Origin of the sequence: Micromonospora fluostatini, assembly GCF_050410825.1 — a bacterium.
In the GTDB taxonomy this organism is placed as follows: Bacteria; Actinomycetota; Actinomycetes; order Mycobacteriales; family Micromonosporaceae; genus Micromonospora; species Micromonospora rosaria.
This window is the reverse complement of sequence record NZ_CP191251.1, coordinates 4,167,719-4,190,640: the sequence shown is the minus strand read 5'-3', so window position 1 is coordinate 4,190,640 and position 22,922 is coordinate 4,167,719. Positions and strand designations below refer to the sequence as shown.

Here is a 22,922-nt window from a genome sequence, read left to right as displayed (position 1 = left end):
GTTAAGCGTACGTCGACCGAAGCCCGGCGGCGGGTGCCGGGGATGCCCGAGCGGGCCGGTCCGCCCCCTGTCATGGGGGGTTTCAGGTTACGGACTGAGCGCAGAGTTAACCAGCCGTTGACACTCCGGAGGGTCGCCCGTACGGTGGCCTCACTTATCCGGTTCAGTCAACGTTCCTCGATATCGGGAGCGTTCCCACATGCGCGGAGGAAGACATGACACCGTCCTGGACCCGCTGGGCCCGCGCGATCGCGGTGGGCGCGGTCAGCCTGACCATGGTTGCCGCCTGTAGCGGCAGCAGCACCCGTGGCGGCTCCGACGCCGGTGGTCAGGTCACCCTGAGGATCAACTTCTGGGGCGACTTCGGCCTGGACCAGCTCAAGAGCAAGTACGAGGCGGCCAACCCGAACGTGCGCATCGTGCTCAACTCCGGCGAGTACAACGCCCAGCACGAGGACCTGCAGAAGAAGCTGGTCGCCGGCTCCGGCGCGGCCGACATCGCGGCGATCGACGAGGGCTTCATGGTCCAGTTCCGCAGCCAGTCGGACAACTTCGTCAACCTGCTCGACAAGGGCGCCGCCTCGTACGAGAGCAAGTACCTGCCCTGGAAGTGGAAGCAGTCGCTGTCGGCGGACGGCAAGACCCAGATCGCCCTCGGCACCGACGTCGGCGGCCTGGCAATGTGCTACCGCACCGACCTGTTCGCCGCCGCCGGGCTGCCCACCGAGCGGGACCAGGTCTCCGCGCTCTGGCCCACCTGGGACGCGTTCCTCGAGGTCGGCAAGGACTACACCGCCAAGACCGGCAAGAAGTTCATCGACTCCGGCACCAACCTGTTCAACCCGATCCTCGGCCAGCAGCCGGCCGGCTTCTACAACGAGCAGGACCAGCTCCAGATGGAGGGCGGTCCCAAGGTCGCCTTCGACTACACGGTCAAGGCCCTGCAGGCCGGCATCTCGGCGAACCTGACCAGCTTCCAGACCGACTGGAACCGGGGCTTCACCAGCGGCTCCTTCGCCGCGCTCGCCTGCCCCGCCTGGATGCTCGGGCACATCAAGGAGACCGCGCCCTCCACCGAGGGCAAGTGGGACATCGCGGCGATCCCCGGTGGGGGCGGCAACTGGGGCGGGTCCTTCCTCACCATCCCCAAGCAGAGCAAGCACGTCGACGAGGCGTACAAGCTGCTGGAGTGGCTGATCCAGCCGGAGCAGCAGATCGAGGTCTTCAAGCAGGTCGGCAACCTGCCCTCCCAGCCGGCGCTCTACGCCGACCCGGCGATCACCGAGTTCACGAACCCGTTCTTCAGCGACGCGCCGGTCGGGCAGATCTTCCCGAAGATGGCGCAGGGCCTCACCCCGCAGTACCTGGGCCGCAAGAACGGTCCGACCCGGGTCGCCGTGGAGAACGTGATCGGCCGGGTGCAGAACAACACCCTCAAGGCCGAGGCCGCCTGGGCCGAGGCGGTCAAGGCGGCCGAGAAGGCCGCCACCTCCTGACGGTACGTCGGTCGCCGGGGCCCTCCGCCCGCCCCGGCGACCGTCGCCGGCGCAGCCCCCCGCCCCCGTACCCCTCGGCCGGAGGAGAACCCCCATGTCCACCACGCGAGCCGCACCACCCGGGCGCGCCGGTCGGCCACCCGGCGGCCCCCGCCCCGCCGCCCGGATGAGCTGGCGGGACCGGCTCCACCGCTTCGACCTGCGGTACGTGCCGTACCTGCTGGTCGCCCCGTTCTTCCTGCTCTTCCTGGTCTTCGGCCTGTTTCCGCTGATCTACAACGGGGTGGTGTCGCTGCGGCACTACCGGCTGGACGATCCCACGTTGACCGGCTGGGCCGGCTTCGACAACTTCGCCCGGCTCTTCACCGACTCGGACTTCTGGAACGCGCTCTACAACACCCTCGGCATCTTCCTGCTGTCGACCGTGCCGCAACTGTTCCTGGCGCTCGTGCTCGCCTCGCTGCTCAACCGGAAGCTGCGCGCCCAGACCTGGTGGCGGGTAGGCTTCCTGGTGCCGTACGTGACCCCGCTGGTCGCCTCCACCCTGGTCTTCGGGGTCTTCTTCTCCCGCGACCACGGGCTGGCCAACTGGGCGTTGCAGACCCTCGGCATCGGCGACCCGGCCGCGCCGATCGACTGGCGGGCCAGCAAGCCCGCCGCCTGGACCGCCATCGCCACGATGGTCAACTGGAAGTGGATCGGCTACAACGCCCTGCTCTACCTGGCCGCGATGCAGTCCATCCCGCGCGACGTCTACGAGGCCAGCGCGCTGGACGGGGCCGGGGCGTGGCGGCAGCTCTGGCGGATCACCGTGCCGATGATCCAGCCGGTGGTCATCTTCACCGTGGTGCTCTCCACCATCGGCGGTTTCCAGCTCTTCACCGAGCCGATGCTCTTCGAGCTGAACTCCCAGGCCGCCACCGGCGGGCCGAACGGCGAGTGGCAGAGCATCGCGCAGCTCATCTACAAGGTCGGCTGGAAGGACCTCAACCTCGGCTACGCCGCGGCGATGTCCTGGGCCCTGTTCCTGATCATCCTGGTCGTGGCCGGCTTCAACTCCTGGCTGACCAGCCGATTCTCCGGAGGCCGCCGATGACCGCCCCGACCCGGGCACCGCAGCGGACCCGCCGGGCGCGGTACGCCGCGATGGGTCGCGCGCCGCAGGAGACCCCGGCCGGCGTCGGCACGTACCTGCTGCTCGCCGTGTCGATGCTCTTCGCCGCGTTCCCGCTGTACTGGATGTTCGTCATCGCCACCAGCACCGACGACGCGCTGGCCCAGATCCCGCCGACCGTGGTGCCCGGCAGCCAGTTCCTCGTCAACATCGAGGAGGTCTTCTCCTCCCAGGACGTCTTCTTCGCCGCCGGTCTGATCAACAGCTTCATCGTCTCGACCGTGGTGACCGCCTCGGTGCTGTTCTTCAGCTCGCTGGCCGGGTTCGCCTTCGCCAAGCTGCGGTTCCGGGGCAGCCGGGTGCTGATGCTCATCGTGATCATCACCCTCACCGTGCCGAACCAGCTCGGCGTGGTCGCCCTCTACATCGTGATGGGGGAGCTGGGCTGGAACGGCACCCTGCTCGCGGTCATCGTGCCCGGCCTGGTCACCGCGTTCGGGGTGTTCTACATGCGGCAGTTCATCGTGAACACGGTCCCCGACGAGCTGATCGAGTCGGCCCGGGTGGACGGCGCCAGCACCATGCGGGTCTACTGGAGCATCGCGCTGCCGGCGCTGCGTCCGGCGATGGCGGTGCTCGGGCTGCTCACCTTCGTGGCCACCTGGAACGACTACCAGTGGCCGCTGATCACGCTCGGCGGCACCGACTTCCCGACCTCGATGGTGGCCGTCTCCGACCTGGCCGCCGGCAACTACGTCGTCTACCGCCGGGTCCTCGCCGGCGCGTTCGTGGCGACCGTACCCCTGCTGGTCATGCTGGTGATCGGAGGCCGGCAGATCGTCCGCGGAATCATGGAAGGTGCGCTCAAGTCATGACCCAGCGAACCCTGCACGACGGGTGGACCCTGCACGCCGTACCCGGCTCGCCGGTGCCCACCGTCCTCGCCGGCCGGGAGGTACCGGCGAGCGTGCCCGGCTGCGTGCACACCGACCTGCTCGCCGCCGGGCTGATCCCCGACCCGTACCGCGACGACAACGAGGTGGGGCTGAGCTGGATCGGGCGCACCGACTGGGTGTACCGCAGCACCGTCGACTGGACCCCCGGCGACGACGACCGGGTGGACCTGGTCTGCGCCGGGCTGGACACCGTCGCCACCGTCACCGTCAACGGCGCCGAGGTCGGCCGGACCGAGAACATGCACCGGGGGTACCGGTTCGACGTCCGGTCGCTGCTGCGCCCCGGCGGCAACACCGTCGAGGTCCGGTTCGACTCCGCCTACCGCTACGCGGCGGCGCAGCGGGAACGGCTCGGCCACCGGCCCAACGCGTACCGGGAGCCGTTCAACTTCATCCGGAAGATGGCCTGCAACTTCGGCTGGGACTGGGGACCGACGCTGGTCACCGCCGGGATCTGGCAGCCGATCGGGCTGCACTCCTGGTCGACGGCGCGGCTGGCGACCGTCCGCCCGCTGGCGACCGTCGCCGACTCCACCGGCCGGGTGACGGTGCACGTCGAGGTCGAGCGGGCCGCCGACGTGCCGCTGACCGTCCGGGCGTCGGTCGCCGGGGTCGACGTCGAGGCGACTATCCCGGCCGGCGCGCGCACCGCCGCGCTGGACCTCACCGTCGCCGACGTGCGGCGGTGGTGGCCCCGGGGGTACGGCGAGCCGCACCGGTACCCGTTGACGGTGACCCTGCACGACCCGGCCGGCACGGTGCTGGACGGGTGGTCCCGGCGGATCGGTTTCCGCAGCGTCCGGCTGGACACCACCCCGGACGCCCACGGCACCCCGTTCACCCTGGTCGTCAACGACGTGCCGGTCTTCGCCCGGGGGGTGAACTGGATCCCCGACGACGTCTTCCCCAACCGGGTCACCCGGGAACGGCTGGCGCACCGGTTCGACCAGGCGGTCGGGGCGAACGTCAACCTGCTGCGGGTCTGGGGCGGCGGCCGGTACGAGTCGGACGACTTCTACGACCTCGCCGACGACCTCGGGCTGCTGGTCCAGCAGGACTTCCTCTTCGCCTGCGCGGCGTACCCGGAGGAGGAGCCGTTCGCCACCGAGGTGGCCGCCGAGGCGGCCGAGCAGGTGACCCGGCTGTCGGTCCACCCGTCGCTGGTGCTCTGGACCGGCAACAACGAGAACATCTGGGGCTGGCACGACTGGGGCTGGCAGGAACAGCTCGACGACCGGACCTGGGGGCGGGGCTACTACCTGGAACTGCTGCCCCGGATCATGGCCGAGCTGGACCCGACCCGCCCGTACTGGCCGGGCAGCCCCTGGTCGGGCCGCGACGACCTGCACCCCAACGAGCCGGCGCACGGCAGCATGCACATCTGGGACGTCTGGAACACCGACGACTACGTCAAGTACCGGGAGTACGTGCCCCGGTTCCTCGCCGAGTTCGGCTACCAGGCGCCCCCAACGTACGCGACGCTGCGCCGGGCGCTCTCCGACGACCCGCTCGCCCCGGACTCGCCCGGCATGGCGCACCACCAGAAGGCCGTCGACGGGGACCTGAAGCTCCAGCGGGGGCTGGACGCGCACCTGCCCGCCCCGGCCGACTTCGACGAGTGGCACTACCTCACCCAGCTCAACCAGGCCCGCGCCATCGCGCTCGGGGTGGAGCACTTCCGCGCGCACCGGGGCGTCTGCATGGGCACCATCGTCTGGCAGCTCAACGACTGCTGGCCGGTGACCTCCTGGGCGGCCGTCGACGGCGACGGCCGGCGCAAACCCCTGTGGTACGCGCTGCGCCGGGCGTACGCCGACCGGCTGCTCACCGTCCAGCCGCGCGACGGCGGGCTGGCCCTGGTCGCGGTGAACGAGACCGGGCAGCCGTGGCGGGCACCGGCCACGGTCACCCGGCTCACCCTGGCCGGCGCGCCCCGGGCGAAGACCTCGGTGGAGCTGGACGTGCCGGCGTACGGCGTGGTGACCGTGCCGCTGCCGGCGGAGCTGGCCGGCCCGGACGAGCCGCGCGCCGAACTGCTGGTCGCCGAGGCGGGCGAGGAGGTCGACCGGGCGCTGTGGTTCTTCGCCGAGGACAAGGACGTGACCTGGCCGGCGGCGGACTTCGACAGCACCGTCGAACGGTTCGACGGCGGGGTGCGGATCCGGGTCACCGCCCGCACCATCCTGCGCGACCTGACCCTGTACCCGGACCGCCTGCACCCGGACGCCACCGTCGACGAGGCCCTGCTCACCCTCCTACCCGGCGAGACGGCCACCTTCACCGTGCACACCCCCGTCCCGCTGGAGGCCTCCGCCCTCACCACCCGCCCCGTCCTCCGCGCCGTCAACTGAAAGGAGGGGCCCCCTATTAACGCTTTTTGTATAGGAAGGGCCCCCTCCAAACAATCGGGCGAAGTGGACATGGCTTCGGCCGGGGTGGCAGGACGCCACCCCGGCCGCCGGGGTTGTGGTGCGGGCCAGGGGGTCAGGCGAGCGAGCGGGCGACGCGGAAACCCAGGTCGTCGATCTGATACGTCGGGTGGCTGCGGCGGCGCACCGAGGCGCGGCAGCTCCAGTGTTCGTCGAACCAGCCCCCGCCACGCAGCACCCGGTAGGTGCCGTACACCTCGGGGTCGTAGACGTCCCAGCACCACTCCCAGACGTTGCCCAGCAGGTCGTACAGGCCCCACTCGTTGGGACGTCTGCCGCCCACCTCGTGGCTGCGCTCGGCGGAGTTGTCGCGGTACCAGGCGATCTCGTCGAGCGGCCCGTACCGTGGCCCGGTCGTGCCGGCCCGGCAGGCGTGCTCCCACTCGGCCTCGGTGGGCAGCCGGTAACCGTCGGCCGCCGGGTTCCACGCGACGACGACGGTGTCGTCGCCGTCGTCACCGGTCTCACCGCCGAGGCCGCGACCGGTCCCGTCGCCGATCCGGTACGCCGGTGTCAGCCCCTCACGTCGGGACAACGCGTTGCAGTACCGGACCGTGTCCGGCCAGGAGACGCACTCCACCGGCAGGTGCTCGCCCCGCGCGGCGCTCGGCCGCGCACCGGTCACCGCCGCGTACTGCGCCTGTGTGGTGGGCACGGCAGCGAGATGGAAAGAGGCCACCTCGACCGGCCAACTGGTCTGCGTACGCCGGTCGGACAGCGTCACCCGCCCCGCCGGTACGGTGATCATCGAGTGTCCCCCGGACCTCTCCACCGGGTCACGGTACAGCCAGAGGTTTCCCAGGCCGGCGTACACGGATTGTGAGTGCAGGCGACTGGCTAGAGTCGACGCACAAGCGGTGCGACGGCCGGCGACCGGCGGGGCTCCGCTGCACGGAACTCGTACCCGGGGGCATCAATGTCGCGGTTCTACTACGTGCATGTCGGCAAGGAACACGAGGGAAACCTCGCCATCGGCATGGAGCGGAGCGTGTGGGGCTGGCGCTCGTCCGCGCTGGACATGCGGGACGGTGACGCTCGCCGCGTGGCGAAGGAGATGCGGGCCGGGGACCATCTGCTCCTCGGCTGGTGGGGGCCCAACCCGAGAACGTCGGATCTCGAGGCGTATCTCGCTGGTCAGGTCCACAGGATTGTGGTCACTCAAGTTCTGGGTGCGCTCTACGAGGATGACAGCCCGATCTGGCCAAGCAAGCCGGACAAGCCGGAGCTTTTCCCCGAGCGGATCAGGCTGAATGTCCTCGATGTTGTCGACGAGGTTTCCGGGGCGCGGCTCGGTCGCTCGGCAATGTCAGCGCTGAAGCAGTCCGCCAACACCAAGGGCGTTCCGGTGGTTGGGGATCCGCTCCCGGCCGAGGTGCTTGCGGCGACCGCACCGGTGCCCGGCGATGACGGCCCGCCGGGGGGCGACACGCCTGCCGACCAGCCTGAGAAACTCGACGCGTACGCCTGGCTGGCGCGGCGGAAGGAACAGAAGCGGCTTCGCCAGCTCAAGTTCGGCGACCGAAGGATCATCCGGTGTGATCTCTGTGGTTCCGATGTCCCCCGCCACCTGGTCGTCCTGGCGCACATCAAGCGACGGGCAGAGGCGAACTACCGCGAACGCCAGGACCCCGAGAACGTCATGGCGGCCTGCCTTCTCGGGTGCGACGCGCTCTTCGAACACGGTCACATCCACATCGGCACCGATGGCCGGATCCGGCCCGGCCGGGTGGGAGGTCCGACCGTGACGGCTGCCGTGCAGGCGTTGACCGGAAGACTGTGCCCGGCCTTCGGCCCGGCGTCGGCGAAGTACTTCGCCGCGCACGTCGCGCGGATCGACCAGGGTTCTGGCCTGATCCTCGACTACCACTTCGACGATCACCGCCACCAGCACGGTGGGAGCGGGTCATTCGGCACAGAATTCGTGGAACCGGCCAGCACCGTTGAGCCGAGGTCGGGTGGCGGTCGGTAGGGTCGGCAATCATGACGAACCAGCCCGCGACGCACGGTGGGGCGGGCGTCGAGAGCCTCGCCGAGGTGCTCCGACGTTTCGCCGAGGAACGCGACTGGCAGCAGTTCCACACCCCGAAGAACCTCGCCATGGCGCTCTCCGGTGAGGTGGGGGAGTTGCTGGCCGAGTTGCAGTGGCTCACCCCGGACGAATCGGCGCGGGTCATGGCCGATCCGGTGGCCGGCGCACGGGTCCGGGCCGAGATCGGCGACGTCATGATTTATCTGGTCCGGTTGGCCGACGTGCTCGGAATCGATCTCGTGCAGGCAGCGACCGACAAACTGGCCGACTCGGCCCGCCGCTATCCCGTTGAGCAGGCCCGAGGCTCGGCGGCGAAGGCTGTCGACGCGTAGCCGGAGCCTTTCCGGTTAGAGTCTTGTCCACCAAGCGGTCCGACGGGCTTCCGTACCAGGGACATGCCCCCATCCGCACGATCACTTCGTGCTGCCCGGGGGCACCCTTTCCATGTCGGCGTACCGTACGTCAGCAACTGGCCTTCTCCGCCTTTCCGCCGAGGGAACCCTCGTGGACGTCCTGACCGAGCACACCCGCGCGAACGGGCATGGTGCCAGCCCCGCCGAGAAGCGCTCCTGGGCACGGAGCCTGCCGGTGCTGGCCCAGGACCTCGTCGATGCCGGGTTGGGTCAGGTGGAGGTGCTGGTTGAGTACCAGCTCCCGTTGACGAGCCGGCGTCTCGACGCGGTGCTGGCCGGGATTGACCCGCGGACCGGCGAGGACTCCTACCTGGTGGTGGAGCTGAAGCAGTGGTCCTACGCGACGGCGTACGAGGGCTCGGACACTCTGGTGGTCGTGGAGCACGCTCGCGGGCCACGGCTGCACCCCGGTGTGCAGGTCGGGGACTACTGCCAGTACCTCACCGACTTCCTCGGTCTCTTCGGGCGAGACCGGAAACTGCTCAGGGGCGCGGCGTACCTGCACAACGCCTTCGATCGGGACGTCATCGACCTGCTGGACCGGCCCGCGACCGAGCTGAGCCGGATCTTCACCGGGCAGCGACGCGGGCAGTGGCTCGACCACCTCCGCACGCTGTTCGCGCCGGAGCCCGGAGCGGGGGCGGGGGACCGGTTCCTGACCAGCACCGTCCGTCCCAGCCGGCACCTGCTGGCGTACGCGGCGTTGGAGCTGAAGGAACGCTCGCACTTCACCCTCCTGGACGAGCAGCGGGTGGCGTACGAGCTGGTCATGCACGCGGTGGAGCGGGCCCGGACGGGCAACCACAAGCGGGCGGTGGTGGTGGCCGGCGGCCCGGGCAGCGGTAAGAGCGTCATCGCGCTGTCGGTCCTCGGTGAGCTGGCCCGGCGCAACCGCACGGTGCTGCACGCCACCGGCTCCCGGTCGTTCACCCAAACCCTGCGTCGGTACGCGGGTCGCGGGTCGACCCGGCTGCAGAGCCTGTTCAAGTACTTCAACAGCTTCATGGACGCCGACCCGAACGACATCGAGGTGCTGATCTGCGACGAGGCGCACCGGATCCGTGAGACGTCGGTCAACCGGTTCACCGCGAAGGACCGCCGGACCTCGGCCCGGCCGCAGATCGAGGAGCTGTTCGCCGCCGCCCGGGTGCCGGTCTTCCTGCTCGACGAGCACCAGGTGGTCAAGCCCGGCGAACTGGGCAACGTCGAGGTCATCTCGGCGTACGCGGGGAAGCTCGGGCTCGACGTCGACGTGGTGTCGCTGCACGACCAGTTCCGCTGCGGCGGCAGCGAGGCGTACGAACAGTGGGTCCTCGACCTGCTCGGGCTCGACGGCGGTGAGCCGTCGGTCTGGGCCGGCGACGGCCGGTTCGACGTCCGGGTGGTCGACTCGCCGGAGGAGTTGGAGGCGTACCTCGCGGAGCGACAGGGCGTCAGCGGCACCGCCCGGATGTCGGCCGGGTACTGCTGGCCGTGGAGCGACCCTCGCCCGGACGGGACGCTGGTGCCGGACGTGACGATCGGCGGCTGGGCCCGACCATGGAACGTCAAGAGCGAACGGAGCGTCGGCGAGGCCCCGGGCAGCGCCTTCTGGGCCACCGACCCGAACGGCTTCGGACAGGTCGGTTGCGTCTACACCGCCCAGGGCTTCGAGTACGACTGGTCGGGTGTGATCATCGGCCCCGACCTGGTGGCCCGGGACGGGCGACTGGTGACCCGGCGGGCGGAGTCGAAGGACCCCGCCTTCCGCAGCCGCAAGTCGCTCAGTGACGAGGAGGCGGACCGGCTCATCCGCAACACCTACAAGGTGCTGCTGACCCGGGGAATGCGCGGCACGGTGCTGTACGCGACGGACCCGGAGACCCGAAAGCACCTGCGCGAACTGGTCCGCGTCGATCGGGACCCGGAGACCCGGTACGAGGCCGCCGGGGATCGGTAGCTACGGCGCTACCACGCTCGGTACAGTGGCTGCCGTTCGGCGGATCGACGGGCTTCCCTCGGGACACGCTCCCACCGCACGAGATTCTCGTGCCTCGGGAGCCCGTCAGTGTCGGCGTACCAGACCACACCCGCCCAGATCCTGAAACTGGCCGACGCGGAGCGTCTGGAGGACGAGGTGGGCAACCATCTCACCTCGGCGGGGTACGAGGTGGGCGAGGCGGAGCGGAGAGCCTGGCGCAACAGCCTGCCGGCGCTCGCCCGGCACCTCTGCGACCTGGGCTTCGGTGACCTCGACGCGCTGGTGGAGTACCAGCTTCCCCGCAGCAGCACCCGGGTCGACGTGATCCTGGCGGGGGCCGCCCCGATCACCATGCGTCCGGCCTACCTGGTGGTCGAGCTGAAGCAGTGGAGCCGGGCGGAACGGTACGACGAGGCTGGCCACCTTTTGCGGGTGCCCTGGACGTCGCAGCCGATGCTGCATCCGTCGGTGCAGGTCGAGGCGTACTGCTCCTACCTCGTGGATCACCTGGAACGGCTCCGCGAATCGCCGGACGCCGTGCACGGCATGGCCTACCTGCACAACGCGACCGCTGACCGGATCCCGGACCGCCCGGGGTCGAGAAGCCACTGGAACATGCTCTACACCCCGGATCAAGCGGACCGGTTCCCGGCCTATCTGGCCACCCGGTTCGCCCGCCTGCGGGACGGACGGGCAGCCCGCCGGCTGCTGACCAGCCCGGTACGGCAGAGCCCACAACTGCTGACAATGACGGCGGACGAGGTGGCCAACCGTGGTCATCTCACCCTTCTCGATGAGCAGCGCGAAGCGTACGAGATGGTCATGCGGGCGGTCCGGTGGGCGGACGCGGGCCGCCGCAAGCGGGTCGTGGTGGTCTCGGGCGGGCCGGGCACCGGCAAGAGCGCCATCGCCCTGAACCTGCTCGCCGACCTGGCCGGGGAGGGACGGCAGGTCGAGCATGCCACGGGTTCGAGGGCGTTCACCCGCACCCTGCAGCGTTACGCCCGCCGGCGACCCCTGCCGGCGGCACTGCGGTCGAACCGGGTGTTCAAGTACTTCATGAGCTTCACGGACAGTCCGGCGAACAGTCTCGACGTGCTGGTCTGCGACGAGGCCCACCGCATCCGGGCGCACACGAGGATCGGGAGGCGGACCGCTCCCCGCCCCCCAGGTCCAGGAGTTGATCGACGTGGCCAGGGTGCCCGTCTTTCTGCTCGACGACCACCAGGTCGTCCGGCCGGACGAGGTGGGTAGCGTCGCCGCGATCGTCGCGGCGGCGGAGCGCGCTGACCTGGAGGTCGACGAGGTCACCTTGGGCGCGCAGTTCCGGTGCGGTGGCAGCCCTCGGTACGAGCGGTGGGTTCGGTGCCTGCTGGGGCTGGCTGACCGGGGGCCGTACCGATGGACCGAGGGTGGTGACTTCCGGCTCGCACTGGCTGGTTCGCCTGCCGAGATGGAATCGATCCTGCGGAGCCGCAACGGCGGGGGCGAGACGGCCCGGATCTCGGCGGGTTTCTGCTGGCCGTGGACGCAGCAGTCACGGGGTGGCCGGCTCGCCGCCGATGTCAGAATCGACGGCTGGGCCCGGCCGTGGAACGCCTATGAGGAGCACCCACCGCCGGGTGTTCCGTCGAGTTCCTACTGGGCGACGGACCCGCGCGGCTTCCACCAGGTCGGCTGCATCTACACGGCGCAGGGATTCGAGTACCACTGGTCCGGGGTGATCATCGGCCCGGACCTGGTGGTACGGGACGGGCGGTTCATCACCCGGGTCGCCGAGTCCCGTGACCCAAAGCTGGTCGGGCCGGACGGACGCATCAAGGCGAAGAACCCCGACCGGCTGATTCGCAACGCGTACAAGGTCCTACTCACCCGGGGTCTCTACGGCACTCTGCTCTACTCGGTCGACCCGGAGACCCAGGCGTTTCTGGCCGGGCTGATCCCTCGGCCCCGTCGGCGGGGCCCGGCGGTGGCACCGGGGGTGGTGTCAGTCGAAGGACGGGACAGCACGAATGGGGCCGGACGCCAGCGACTGTCAGATTCCCGACCACGCTCGCCGAGATGATCACGGTAGTGGCGTGAATGCGCAGGTGGAGAGGCAAATCAGGCTGGTCAATGGGGCATTTGTTCACTCGGCTCAGTTCTCCGGACCTCCCGACTATGGGCACCAATGTGATCTGCCGGTACCGTCCACGGGACCTAAGGGCGGCTGGACGACCGGGGAGAAACACGAATGATCGCGTACGGGGGCGCGCTGCGGCATGCGTGAGGGCTCGCCGCGCTGGGAGCAGATCAATCCGAGCGCCTACCAGCACGAACAGGACGGCCTACGGGAACTGGCGTCGTATCTGCCGGACGCCGAGCCGTACCACGTCTGGGCCAATGTGGAGTTCGTCGGCACCGACGGCTCGATCAACGAGGTCGACGCGCTGGTACTCACCCGCAGCGGTCTCTACCTGCTGGAGCTGAAGCACTGGCCGGGCACTGTCTCCGGCGACGGTCAGCAGTGGCGCCGCAAGGTGGGCACCGGCCGACCGAAGGTGGTCGACAGCCCGCTCATCCTCGCCAACCGCAAGGCCAAGCGGCTGCGCAATCTCATCCAGCACTACGCCCCACCCGGCGCGAAGCTCCCCTTCGTGCACGCGGCGGTCTTCCTGCACGCCACGGGCACCCGCTCCGAGCTGGACGAGATCGGCCGCCAGCACGTCTACGGCCTCGACGGCAACACCGGCAAGCTGGACAGCCTCAAGAAGATGCTGCTCGCCCCGCCGCTGGACGCCAGGCACCACGTCGACGCCGTCCGGGGCCGGCAGATCGTCGAGCTGGTCCGGGGCGCGAAGATCCGTCCCTCGGTGGCGGACCGTCGGGTCAACCAGTTGGTGCTGCACCAGCGCCCGTTCGCCGAGGGCAGCGGCTGGCAGGACTTCCTCGCCGACCACACCGTCGGCACCGAGCTGCTGCGCCGGGTGCGGTTCTACCTCACCAGCCGGGCCGCCGAGGAGGACGTGCCGCTGATCCGGCGGGCCGCCGAGCGCGAGTTCCGTCTGCTGCAGGGAATCCACCACCCGGGCATCGCCCGCGCTCTCGACCTGGTCGAGCACCCGTGGGGGCCGGCGGTCGTCTTCGACCACGACCAGAGCTGGGTACGCCTCGACCAGTGGCTCGCCGAGCGGGACGGCAAGCTCCAGCTCGCCCAGCGACTCCAGCTCGTCCAGGAACTCGCCGAGATCGTCCATTATGCCCATTCCCGGCGGCTGTCCCACCGGTCGCTGAACCCCCGGGCGATCTACGTCTGCGACCCGGACGGCGCCCGCCCGACCCTGGTCGTCACCGACTGGCAGACCGGCGGCCGGACTTCCGGCACCCGGCTCACCTCCCTCGGGCCGTCGACCGACCCGGCCAGCCTGGAGTTGTTCTTCGACGACTCGGTACGCCGCTACCAGGCGCCCGAGGCGGCGACCCTCGACGACCTGCCGGGGCACCAGCTCGACCTGTTCTCCCTCGGCGCGCTCGCGTACCGGATCTTCGCCGGGGTCGAGCCGGCCGCGTCGGCGGAGGAACTGGTCACGGCGGTGGCCGACGGCGGCCTGCACCTGGCGGCGGTCACCGACGGCATGCCCAACGCCCTGGTCGAGGCGGTCTACGACGCCACCCGGGGTGACCCCGGGCAGCGGATGAAGCGGGTCGGCGAGTTCCTGGAGTGGCTCGACCTGGTCTGGGAGGAACTGACCGCACCCGAGCCGGAGCCGGTGGTCGACCCGCTGCAGGCGCACCGGGGCGACGTGCTCGACGGCGGCCTGACCGTGCTGCGCAACCTGGGCAGCGGGGCCACCGCCGTCGCCCTGCTCGTCACCGAGGAGGGGCCCGAGGGGCAGCGGGAACTGGTCCTGAAGGTCGCCCGGGACGAGCAGTACGCCGACCGGTTCGCCGCCGAGGCCCGTACCGTCGACAAGCTCCGCGACGCCCGGGTCGCCGCCCTGGTGCGCGGCCCGGTGAAGGTCGGCGGTCGGACGGCCCTGCTGCTGGAGAACGCCGGGGAGCGGACCCTCGCCGAGGACCTGCGCGGCGGCCGGCTGGCGCTGGACCTGCTGGAGCGGTACGGCCGGGACCTGCTGGAAATCGTCGCCTTCCTGGACGGGCAGGGCGTCTGGCACCGGGACATCAAGCCGGCCAACCTGGCGTCGCGGCCCCGGCCGAAGGACAAGCAGCCGCACCTGTGCATCTTCGACTTCTCCCTGGCACCCGTCCCCGCCGACCAGCTCACCGCCGGCACCACCGCGTACCTCGATCCCTTCCTCGGGCCGCCGCGCCGGCTGCGCTACGACGCCGCCGCCGAACGGTTCGCCGCCGCCGTCACGCTCTACGAGATGGCCACCGGGACACTGCCCCGCTGGGGCGACGGGGCCAACCCGGTCACGGTCAGCGTCGAGGTCACCCTCGACCCGGCGGTCTTCGACACCGCCGTCGCCGACCGGCTGGTCGCCTTCTTCGCCCGCGCCCTCGCCCGGGACTCCGGTGCCCGCTTCGACACGCTCGACGAGATGACCGACGCGTGGCGGGCGGTCTTCCGGGAGATCCCCGAGCCGCCCGACCCCGACGACACGGGCGGCCAGCCCCCGCTGGATCGTGGCTCACCGCTGGAGGCCACCGAGCTGACCGCCCGCGCCCGGTCCGCCCTGGAACGGCTCGGCATCACCACCGTCGGTGAGCTGATGGACGCGGAACCCTCCGCGTTGACCCGGGCGCGGGGGGTTCCCGACGCCACCCGCAAGGAGATCCTGGCCCACACCCGCGACCTGCGGGACCTGCTCGCCGACACCGACCCGGACCGGCCGGCCCCGCCGAAGGCCCAGGGCATCGAGGCGCTCTGCGCCACCCTGCGACCCGCCACCACCGGCCGGACCACCTGGCAACACACCGCCCTGCAGGTGCTGCTCGGCCAGGCCGCCACCACCGAGGGCCGGTACCTGCGTTGGCCGTCGCAGGTGGAGGCGGCGCGGGCGGTCGGCAAGGCCCAGCCGGAGCTGTCCCGGGCAATCCGCCGCGCCGTCGACCGGGACTGGCAGCCCAACCCGGCCCTGACTCTGGTCCGCGACGAAATCGTGGCGCTGCTCGACGGGCGGGGCGGGGTGATGTCCGCCGAGGAGATCGCCGAGGCGCTGATTGCCGCCCGGGGCTCCTACACCGCCGAGCCGAAGCGGACCGCGCAGGCCATCGGCCTGGTCCGGGCGGCCGTCGAGACCGAGCTGGTGCGGGGCGGCGACGCCCGGGTCGCCATGCACCGGCTGCGTGGCACCGAGACCGTCCTGGTCGGCCGGGAACCGCACGACCCGGCGGCCGAGGGCAGCGCGGCGGACCTGCTGGCGTACGTGACGCGGTTGGGTCGACGGGCCGGCGCGTTGGCGGCGGCGGACCCGCTGCCCAGCCGGGGCCGGGCCGTGGAGGAGCTACGGGCTCTGGAGCCGCCGCCGGCCGGCATGCCCGCGCTCAGCGACGCCCGGCTGCTGCAACTCGCCGCCGCCGGCAGCGGCGGCGGGGTCGCGGTCAACGCGCAGGGTCAGCTCTACCCGGCGGAGATGCCCGCCGAGCGGGCGCTGCGCCTCGCCGCGGGCACGCTGGTCGGTCAGACCCTCGACCCCGAGACGGTACGGGCCAGGGTCCGCACCCGCTTCCCCCGTGCCCAGGAGTTGCCGCCCCGCCCGGCGCTGGACGCGCTGCTGCGCGACATCCCGCTCACCTGGGACGCGGTCCACGGCCGCTATGCTCCGCCGGACCGCAACTCCTCGGTCACCGGCACCCGGATGCGCAGCACGGTCGCACCGATCCTTGCTCCGGACGCCGCCGCCCAGGCCACCGCCCGACTGGCCGGGGTGCTCGACCGGCGCGGCTTCCTGGTCGTGCTCGCCTCGGTGCGCCGGCTCGGCCCGGCCCGCCGGGCGCTGCTGGACCGGCTCGACCCGGTCGAGGTCGACGTCACCGCGATCCTGCTGGACCGGCTCCGGTCCCTCGGCTTCCCCTGGGAGGCGATCGTCGCCGCCGACAACGGCTCCCCGGCCGACCCCGACTTCCGGTCGCTGGTCGAGCTGGTCCAGCACGAGGTGATGCCGGCCATCGAGCGGACCCTCGCCGAGACCGACCGCCCGGTGTTGATCACCGAGGCCGCGCCGCTCGCCCGCTACCAGCAATTCCGGCTGATCCAGGAGCTGGCCGACCCGACCCGACCTCGCCCGGCCGCCCGCCTGCTGCTGGTGCCGGCCCGCCGCGCCGAGCCGGCGCTGCTGGACGGCCAGCAGCTTCCCCTCACCTCGCCGGCCAGCCAGTCGATGTGGCTGCCCGAGGAGTGGTCGGACGCCACCACCCCCGCCCCCGGAAGGAACACCGCTCGATGATCGCGCTGAAGGCGCTGCAAGGCCAGGTCACCGCCCTCACCGACGACCTGCGCGGGCAGGTGTACCGGGACTCCGAGCTGGAGTCGTCGCTGCGCAAGGAGCACGGCCAGGCCACCGAGGCGCGGCGTACCGCCGGCACCTTCGAGACCTGGCTGGAGGACATCGTCGACCAGGCGGCGGTGGCCTGGGTGCTGGGCTGTGTCTTCGTCCGCTTCTGCGAGGACAACGGCCTGGTCGAGCCGCTCTGGATCGGCGGCCCCGAGCCGGTCGCCCCGGTCGAGCGGGCACTGCACAACCGGCAGCAGCACCTGATCGAGAACCCCCGGCACAACGACCGGGAGTGGTTGCGCGAGGCATTCGGGTATCTGCGCACCCTCAAGGCCACCGGCAAGATCTTCGACGAGCACAACCCGGTGTGGCGCTTCCCCATCTCGGGTGAGGCGGCCGAGAAGCTCTCCGACTTCTTCCGGCGCGGGCCGGGATTGGCGTCGCTGCGGGTCGAGGATCTCGACACCCGGTTCCTCGGCGACCTCTACCAGGACCTGTCGACCCACGCGAAGAAGACGTACGCGCTGCTGCAGACCCCGGAGTTCGTGGAGGAGTTCATCCTCGACCGGACCTTCGAGCCGGCAGTGAAGGAGTTCGGCCTGTCGGAGACGAGTGTCATCGACCCCACCTGCGGCTCGGGCCACTTCCTGCTCGGCGCGTTCAAGCGGCTGGTGGAGCGGTGGCGGGAGCGCGAGCCGCTCGGGGACATCCGGGTGCTGACCGAGCGGGCACTCGGCCAGGTGACCGGGGTGGACATCAACCCGTTCGCGGTGGCGATCGCCCGTTTCCGGCTACTCGTCGCGGCAATGAAGGAGTGCGGTCTGACGTCGCTGGAGCGGACCCCGTCCTGGCCGGTGCGCGTGGCGACGGGTGACTCCCTGCTGCACTGGGGAAGAAAGTCACGTCACCAAGGCGACCTGCTGGCCCTGGTCGAGGGCCGGGACGCCTTCGCGTACGTGACCGAGGACGCCGACGTGCTCGCGGACTACCTGCGGGAGGGGCAGTACACGGTGGTGGTCGGCAACCCGCCGTACATCACCGTGGCGGACAAGGCCCGTAACCAGCTCTACCGGGAGATTTACCCCGAGGTGTGCCACCGGCAGTATGCCCTGACGGTCCCGTTCGCCAAGCGCTTCTTCGACCTGGCAAAGCGGTCGGACGAGCACGGCGAGGGGGCCGGTCACGTCGGCCAGATCACCGGCAACGGCTTCATGAAGCGAGAGTTCGGCAAGAAGCTGGTCGAGAACTACTTCGGCCATCAGGTCGAGTTGACCGAGGTCATCGATACTTCAGGCGCATATATCCCTGGCCACGGAACACCCACCGTGATTCTGATTGGCCGTGCCAAGGATCGGAGGCGCACCCGCACTGTTCGGACTGTGCTCGGTGTTCGCGGCGAGCCGGAACAGCCAGAGGATCCCGGCGCGGGTCTGGTCTGGGCAGCTATCACGGCGAGTATGCGTGACCATACGAAGACCTCGGAGTGGGTCACCGTTGCTGATCTCCCACGCGATCGACTGGCAGCGCATCCGTGGAGCCTCAGTGGGGGTGGAGCAGGCGACCTGGTCGCTGCGATAGAAGTCGGCACGGTCAAGATGTCGAAGGTTATCGAATTGCCGGTGGGGCGTGCCATCAGGGCCGGCGCTGATGAAGCCTTCATGCGGCCTGTGGGGCGGAAGCTGCGGACGGCCGCCGATTCGGCAGCTCTGCGCCCCTTGGTGATCGGTGAAGTTGTCCGCGACTGGGGATCGTCGCCGGAAGACGCAATCTGGTACCCGTACGACCCGATCTTGGACGAGGTAGGGCTATCGGTTGAGCTGTGGCCGTGGCAGGCGCTTCTGGCGGCAAGGCGCACCTTCCAGGGCAGCATGGCCGACGCGGGCCTCCGCTGGTGGGAGTATCACCAACACACCGCATCCGCCTACCGGGTGCCGCTGTCAATTGTCTTTGCCTTCGTGGCGACGCATAATCACTTCGTACTCGATCGAGGTGGGAAGGTCTTCAATCGGTCGGCACCGGTGATCAAATTGCCGGAGGGGGCGACGGAGGACGAGCATCTGCGGTTGCTGGGGGTGTTGAACAGTTCGACCGCCTGCTTGTGGCTGAAGCAGGTCAGCCACAACAAGGGCAGCACAGTTGATCAACGAGGGGCAAGGCAGACCACCGTTGCCTGGGAGAACTTCTACGAGTTCACCGGGACCAAGTTGCAGGAGTTTCCGCTGCCGGGGGCGTACCCGTTGGAGCGGGCGCGACTGCTTGACTCGCTGGCGCAGCGGCTCGCCAGCCTGACCCCGGCGGCGGTCGCCGAGGTTGGGGTGCCGACCCGGGAGCGGCTGCGGTCGGCGCAGGCCGAATATCACTCGACCCGGGCACGGATGATCGCGTTGCAGGAGGAGTTGGACTGGGAGGTCTACCGGCTCTACAAGCTGCGCGACGACGAGCTGACCTGTGCGGAGCCGCCAGAACTCAAGCTGGGGGAGCGGGCGTTCGAGATCGTGCTGGCGCGGCGGATGGCGGCTGGCGAGGTGGAGACGCAGTGGTTCGCGCGGCACGGGTCGACGCCGATCACGGAGTTGCCGGCGCACTGGTCGGACGAGTACCGGCGGTTGGTGGAGCGGCGGATCGAGGTCATCGGGTCGGATCGGAACATCGAGCTGATCGAGCGGCCGGAGTGCAAGCGGCGGTGGGCCACCGACGGCTGGGACGCCATGCAGGCGAAGGCGTTGCGGGAGTGGCTGCTCGACCGGCTGGAGGCTCCCGAGCTGTGGGGTGACCGGCCGACGCCGCAGTCGGTGGCGCAGCTCGCCGACAAGGTGCGCCACGACGAGGACTTCCGGTCGGTGCTGGAGCTGTGGGTCGGGCGGGACGACTACGACCTCACCAAGACCCTGGCCAAGCTGGTCGCCGACGAGCACGTTCCCTACCTGCCGGCGTACCGGTACAAGCCCTCGGGGCTGCGGAAGCGGGTGCAGTGGGAGCGGACCTGGGCGCAGCAGCGGCTGGAGGACGCGGGCGAGGACGTCGACATCAAGGTGCCGCCGAAGTACACCTCGGCTGACTTTGCCAAGCCGTCGTACTGGCGGGCGCGGGGCAAGCTCGACGTGCCGAAGGAGCGGTTCGTCTCGTACCCGAAGGCGGGCCGGGACGGGGACGGCACGGAACTGCTCGGCTGGGCCGGGTGGGACCACCTCGCGCAGGCCCAGGCGCTGGCCACCGTCTACCTGGACCGGAAGCTCCAGGCGGCCTGGCCGGCGGAACGCCTGCTGCCACTGCTCGCCGGCATCGCCGAGCTGGAGCCGTGGCTGCACCAGTGGTACGCCGACGAGCGGCCCGGCTTCCCGGGATCCCCGGCGCAGTTCTTCACCGACCTGCTGGACGCCGAGCTGTCCCAACTCGGTGCCGACCGGTCGGCCCTCACCGAGGCGCGCGGTGTCGCAGGATTGGTGTCGGCATGAGCGACCAGGCACAGCACGCCGAGGCGGCGGGCCCGCTCGGCGGGATCTTCGACGGGTTCGAGGCTTACCGGAGGATCGAGTCGGCCGATCTGGAGCGGGCCGTACGGTCGAGTGTCGTCGCCCTCGACACCAACGTGCTGCTCGACCTCTACCGGGTGCTGAAGGCGACCCGTGACGACAACCTCAAGGCGCTGTGGAAGATCGCCGACCGGCTCTTCATGCCGGCTCAGGTGCAGAGGGAGTTCTGGCGGAACCGGGATCAGGTGATCCTGGATGTCATCGCCCGGGACTCGGCCAAGGAGCTACAACAGGCTCAGCAGACGGCCCGCCTCGCGCTCGGTGCCTGGGGCCGCCAGTCCATGTCCCAGGCCGAGGCGACCGTGCTGCAGGGGGAACTGGACAGCGCCTTCAAGGAGGTCCGGAAGAAGCTCCAGGCCGGCGGGGAGGGCCTGAAGCTCAACGCTGCCCTCAAGGACGTGGAACTCGACCCGGTGTTGAAGGATCTCGGGGGGATCTTCGCCGGACGGGTCGGGCATCCCTTCAGCGATGAGCGGTTGACCGAGTTGGTGGCCGAGGGGCGGCGGCGGTTCGCCCGCCTCATCCCACCCGGCTACCTGGACGCGGAGAAGGCCAACCAGGTCGAGGAGGGGACCGGGGACTTCCTGCTCTGGGAGCAGCTCATCGCGTACGCCCGCGTCGACGGCCGGGACATCCTCTTCGTGACCCGCGATGTGAAGGCGGACTGGTGGCGCCTCGGTCAGCTCGGCGCTCCGCTCGGCCCCCGGCCCGAGCTGGTGGACGAGATGTGGGACCGGGCCGGGGTCCGGCTGCTCCTCGCCGAGCCGGCGCAGTTGTGGGAGGCGCTGCTGGAGGCGTACCCCGACCTGCCGATCAACCAGAGCACCGTCGACGACACCGAACGACTAAGTGAGGACGCCGACGTCGAGGGTTCGACACCCTGGACGATGGGGATGTGGGAGACCCTGCTGTCGAGGCTTGAGGACTCCGCCTACCCGAAGCGGGTCGCCGTCCTCCGTGCGGCGGCCCGCGACCCGGAGGGCTTCATCCCCCGGGAGCAGGTCTACAAGATCTGCGGATACGACCCGGCGAAGCGCCTGCTCGTCGGCTTCACCAGGCCGGTGATCGGGGCGACGAGGGAACTGGTCGCCTCCGGTGAGCTACCTGCTGGTCTGGAGCCGGCACTGCGTGCCCACTACCTGCGGCCGGGCAAGGCCGAGGGTTTCCTCGTGCCACGGTCGGTCGTCGAGATCCACACCGATCAGATCAGAGGGGTGTCGACTGAAAGCTAGACCCGGCTGGCCAGGGCGGCGGCATCGACGAGCAGGGCATCCAACTCGGCGTCCGAGACGTCGCCGCCGCCCAGAATCCTGATGATCGCCAGGCCCTGGATCCGGCCGCCCATCTGGGGCTCGACATCGGTTTCGACGTCAGGGTCCAGGGCGGCGCGGATCAGTGCCTCGGCAGCGGCCGGGTCGATCTCGGGTACGCCCGGCGGGACGGTCGCCCGCATGTCGGCGACGAAGCGGATGATCTCACCGGGCGCCGTCCGGTCGTCGAAGCGTCGGTTGACGGCGTAGTAGAAGACCGCGCCGAGGAGGGTGGGGAAACCCTCCCAGCCCAGTTGGTCCAGCCGGGCCTCAACCTGGTCATTCGCGGCGTGGTCGCCCTTCACCATCGTCCGGATGTAGTCGATCATCTCGGGGCTGATCATCGGATCGCTTCCTTTCGCGGCGCTTCTTGAGCATGTCCCAGGCACCTCGGACTCCCACCACGACCGCGCCAGCAGCCATGATGACCGACGTGACCGGGTGCTCCAACTGCGGACGGTCGACCGGCGTGGCGGGGTGGGACGAGGTGGAGGTCGTACTGCTACCCGCCCCGGAGCCCTTGAGGATCTTCTCAAGCTCACGAAGCCCGGTGGTGACCGCCTGCTCGGACTGTTTGAGGGTGTCCTCGGTGTCGTCGGCCTTCTTCACGTGCCGACGGATGAATGCCTCGGCCCGGCCCGTTCGTTCGCCTGCCTCCCGGACCACACGGTCGCCGGAGGGCGAGGATGCTTCGTCGGGGGCGGACAGGTCCGATCCCGGCGCGATGGTGGTGACGTAGGCACCGATGTGGTCGGCGGCCACCGCCAACAGACGGGCGTACCGGCCGGCCTTGGCACGGGCGGTCTCGGCCTCCAGGGCAGCCATGCGGAGCTTGGCGTCGTTGCTCCCGCGCCGTACCTCTTCCAGGTGGGCGGATGCCTGCGCCGCGTCCGCCTGTGCGCGCAGCGCCGTGACGGCAGCCTCGTCCAGGCTGCGACGTACGGCGAGCAGTTGCGCGACCAGATCACCGATGCTGCCGGTCATCCGAGCCGGGTGAGGTAGTCGTGGGCGTGCTCGGCGGTGGCTCCGAAGCGGCGGCGGGTCGGTCGGACCTGGCTCTCCGCCTCGGCGAGCGCCTGCCGGGCGGCGGTCACCTGGTCATGGTTGCTGCCCCGAAGGAGCGCCTGGGCCCGGCCGGTGGCGCGCGTGGCCTGATCGGCGGCCTGGTCGAGCAGATGCAGGCCGTGCTGGGCCGCGTCGATGGCGGCGCGGAGCGTGGCCTTGACTTCGCTGATGCTCACCGCC

The 22,922-nt window shown here is 70.3% G+C and carries 16 protein-coding genes; 12 read left to right on the top strand and 4 right to left on the bottom strand.

From position 1 onward, the window contains the following. Positions 1–215 precede the first annotated feature (215 nt). The 4 genes from ACQUFX_RS18270 to ACQUFX_RS18255 all read left to right on the top strand — a co-directional run bounded on the left by ACQUFX_RS18270 (position 216) and on the right by ACQUFX_RS18255 (position 5,917). Entirely contained in the window at positions 216–1,496 is a 1,281-nt protein-coding gene (locus tag ACQUFX_RS18270) for an ABC transporter substrate-binding protein (protein WP_428961553.1), read from the top strand. 94 nt (positions 1,497–1,590) lie between these two features. Further along, complete coding sequence (locus ACQUFX_RS18265; RefSeq protein ID WP_428961552.1) at positions 1,591–2,592, top strand: carbohydrate ABC transporter permease; 1,002 nt, start codon at positions 1,591–1,593, stop codon at positions 2,590–2,592. Positions 2,593–2,642: 50 nt separating this feature from the next. Continuing rightward, a complete protein-coding gene (locus tag ACQUFX_RS18260; protein WP_428966997.1) occupies positions 2,643–3,485 on the top strand; it encodes a carbohydrate ABC transporter permease in 843 nt (280 codons plus the stop codon). After that, positions 3,482–5,917 carry a glycoside hydrolase family 2 protein gene (locus ACQUFX_RS18255; RefSeq protein WP_428961551.1) on the top strand — a complete coding sequence of 812 codons (2,436 nt, stop codon included), beginning with the start codon at positions 3,482–3,484 and terminating at the stop codon, positions 5,915–5,917. Before ACQUFX_RS18260 ends, ACQUFX_RS18255 begins: the two co-directional genes overlap by 4 nt. Before the next feature lie 133 nt (positions 5,918–6,050). Here the strand turns inward: ACQUFX_RS18255 and ACQUFX_RS18250 are convergent, their stop codons facing one another. Then, positions 6,051–6,743 carry a formylglycine-generating enzyme family protein gene (locus ACQUFX_RS18250; protein WP_428966996.1) on the bottom strand — a complete coding sequence of 231 codons (693 nt, stop codon included), beginning with the start codon at positions 6,741–6,743 and terminating at the stop codon, positions 6,051–6,053. Positions 6,744–6,911: 168 nt separating this feature from the next. Here ACQUFX_RS18250 and ACQUFX_RS18245 point away from each other — a divergent pair, with 168 nt between their 5' ends. The 8 genes from ACQUFX_RS18245 (at position 6,912) to ACQUFX_RS18210 (ending at position 21,599) form a co-directional block, all read left to right on the top strand. Continuing rightward, positions 6,912–7,964, top strand: coding sequence for a hypothetical protein (locus ACQUFX_RS18245; RefSeq protein WP_428961550.1), 1,053 nt, complete (start codon positions 6,912–6,914; stop codon positions 7,962–7,964). Between the two features lie 11 nt (positions 7,965–7,975). Continuing rightward, positions 7,976–8,356, top strand: a complete 381-nt coding sequence (locus ACQUFX_RS18240) for a nucleotide pyrophosphohydrolase (protein WP_428961549.1) — start codon at positions 7,976–7,978, stop codon at positions 8,354–8,356. A 172-nt stretch (positions 8,357–8,528) separates the two neighbouring features. Next, positions 8,529–10,376 carry a DNA/RNA helicase domain-containing protein gene (locus ACQUFX_RS18235; protein ID WP_428961548.1) on the top strand — a complete coding sequence of 616 codons (1,848 nt, stop codon included), beginning with the start codon at positions 8,529–8,531 and terminating at the stop codon, positions 10,374–10,376. 108 nt (positions 10,377–10,484) lie between these two features. Next, the gene (locus ACQUFX_RS18230; RefSeq protein ID WP_428961547.1) at positions 10,485–11,651 is read left to right on the top strand and encodes a DNA/RNA helicase domain-containing protein; all 1,167 of its coding nucleotides are present in this window, start codon (positions 10,485–10,487) and stop codon (positions 11,649–11,651) included. Beyond that, positions 11,596–12,462: a DNA/RNA helicase domain-containing protein gene (locus ACQUFX_RS18225; protein WP_428961546.1), complete on the top strand. Its 867-nt coding sequence runs from the start codon at positions 11,596–11,598 to the stop codon at positions 12,460–12,462. Before ACQUFX_RS18230 ends, ACQUFX_RS18225 begins: the two co-directional genes overlap by 56 nt. A 196-nt stretch (positions 12,463–12,658) precedes the next feature. Continuing rightward, complete coding sequence (pglW, locus tag ACQUFX_RS18220; protein ID WP_428961545.1) at positions 12,659–16,786, top strand: BREX system serine/threonine kinase PglW; 4,128 nt, start codon at positions 12,659–12,661, stop codon at positions 16,784–16,786. Then, positions 16,783–20,289, top strand: a complete 3,507-nt coding sequence (gene pglX, locus ACQUFX_RS18215) for a BREX-2 system adenine-specific DNA-methyltransferase PglX (RefSeq protein ID WP_428961544.1) — start codon at positions 16,783–16,785, stop codon at positions 20,287–20,289. The genes pglW and pglX overlap by 4 nt, the downstream gene beginning before the upstream one ends. Continuing rightward, positions 20,286–21,599 carry a PIN-like domain-containing protein gene (locus ACQUFX_RS18210; protein ID WP_428961543.1) on the top strand — a complete coding sequence of 438 codons (1,314 nt, stop codon included), beginning with the start codon at positions 20,286–20,288 and terminating at the stop codon, positions 21,597–21,599. The genes pglX and ACQUFX_RS18210 overlap by 4 nt, the downstream gene beginning before the upstream one ends. Here ACQUFX_RS18210 and ACQUFX_RS18205 read toward each other — a convergent pair. From ACQUFX_RS18205 to ACQUFX_RS18195, 3 genes are read right to left on the bottom strand one after another with little or no spacing between them, the layout of a single operon-like run. Beyond that, positions 21,596–22,021, bottom strand: coding sequence for a hypothetical protein (locus ACQUFX_RS18205; RefSeq protein WP_428961542.1), 426 nt, complete (start codon positions 22,019–22,021; stop codon positions 21,596–21,598). The genes ACQUFX_RS18210 and ACQUFX_RS18205 overlap by 4 nt on opposite strands. Continuing rightward, positions 21,957–22,661, bottom strand: coding sequence for a hypothetical protein (locus ACQUFX_RS18200; protein ID WP_428961541.1), 705 nt, complete (start codon positions 22,659–22,661; stop codon positions 21,957–21,959). The genes ACQUFX_RS18205 and ACQUFX_RS18200 overlap by 65 nt, the downstream gene beginning before the upstream one ends. Then, complete coding sequence (locus ACQUFX_RS18195; protein ID WP_428961540.1) at positions 22,658–22,918, bottom strand: hypothetical protein; 261 nt, start codon at positions 22,916–22,918, stop codon at positions 22,658–22,660. Before ACQUFX_RS18195 ends, ACQUFX_RS18200 begins: the two co-directional genes overlap by 4 nt. Positions 22,919–22,922 lie beyond the last annotated feature (4 nt).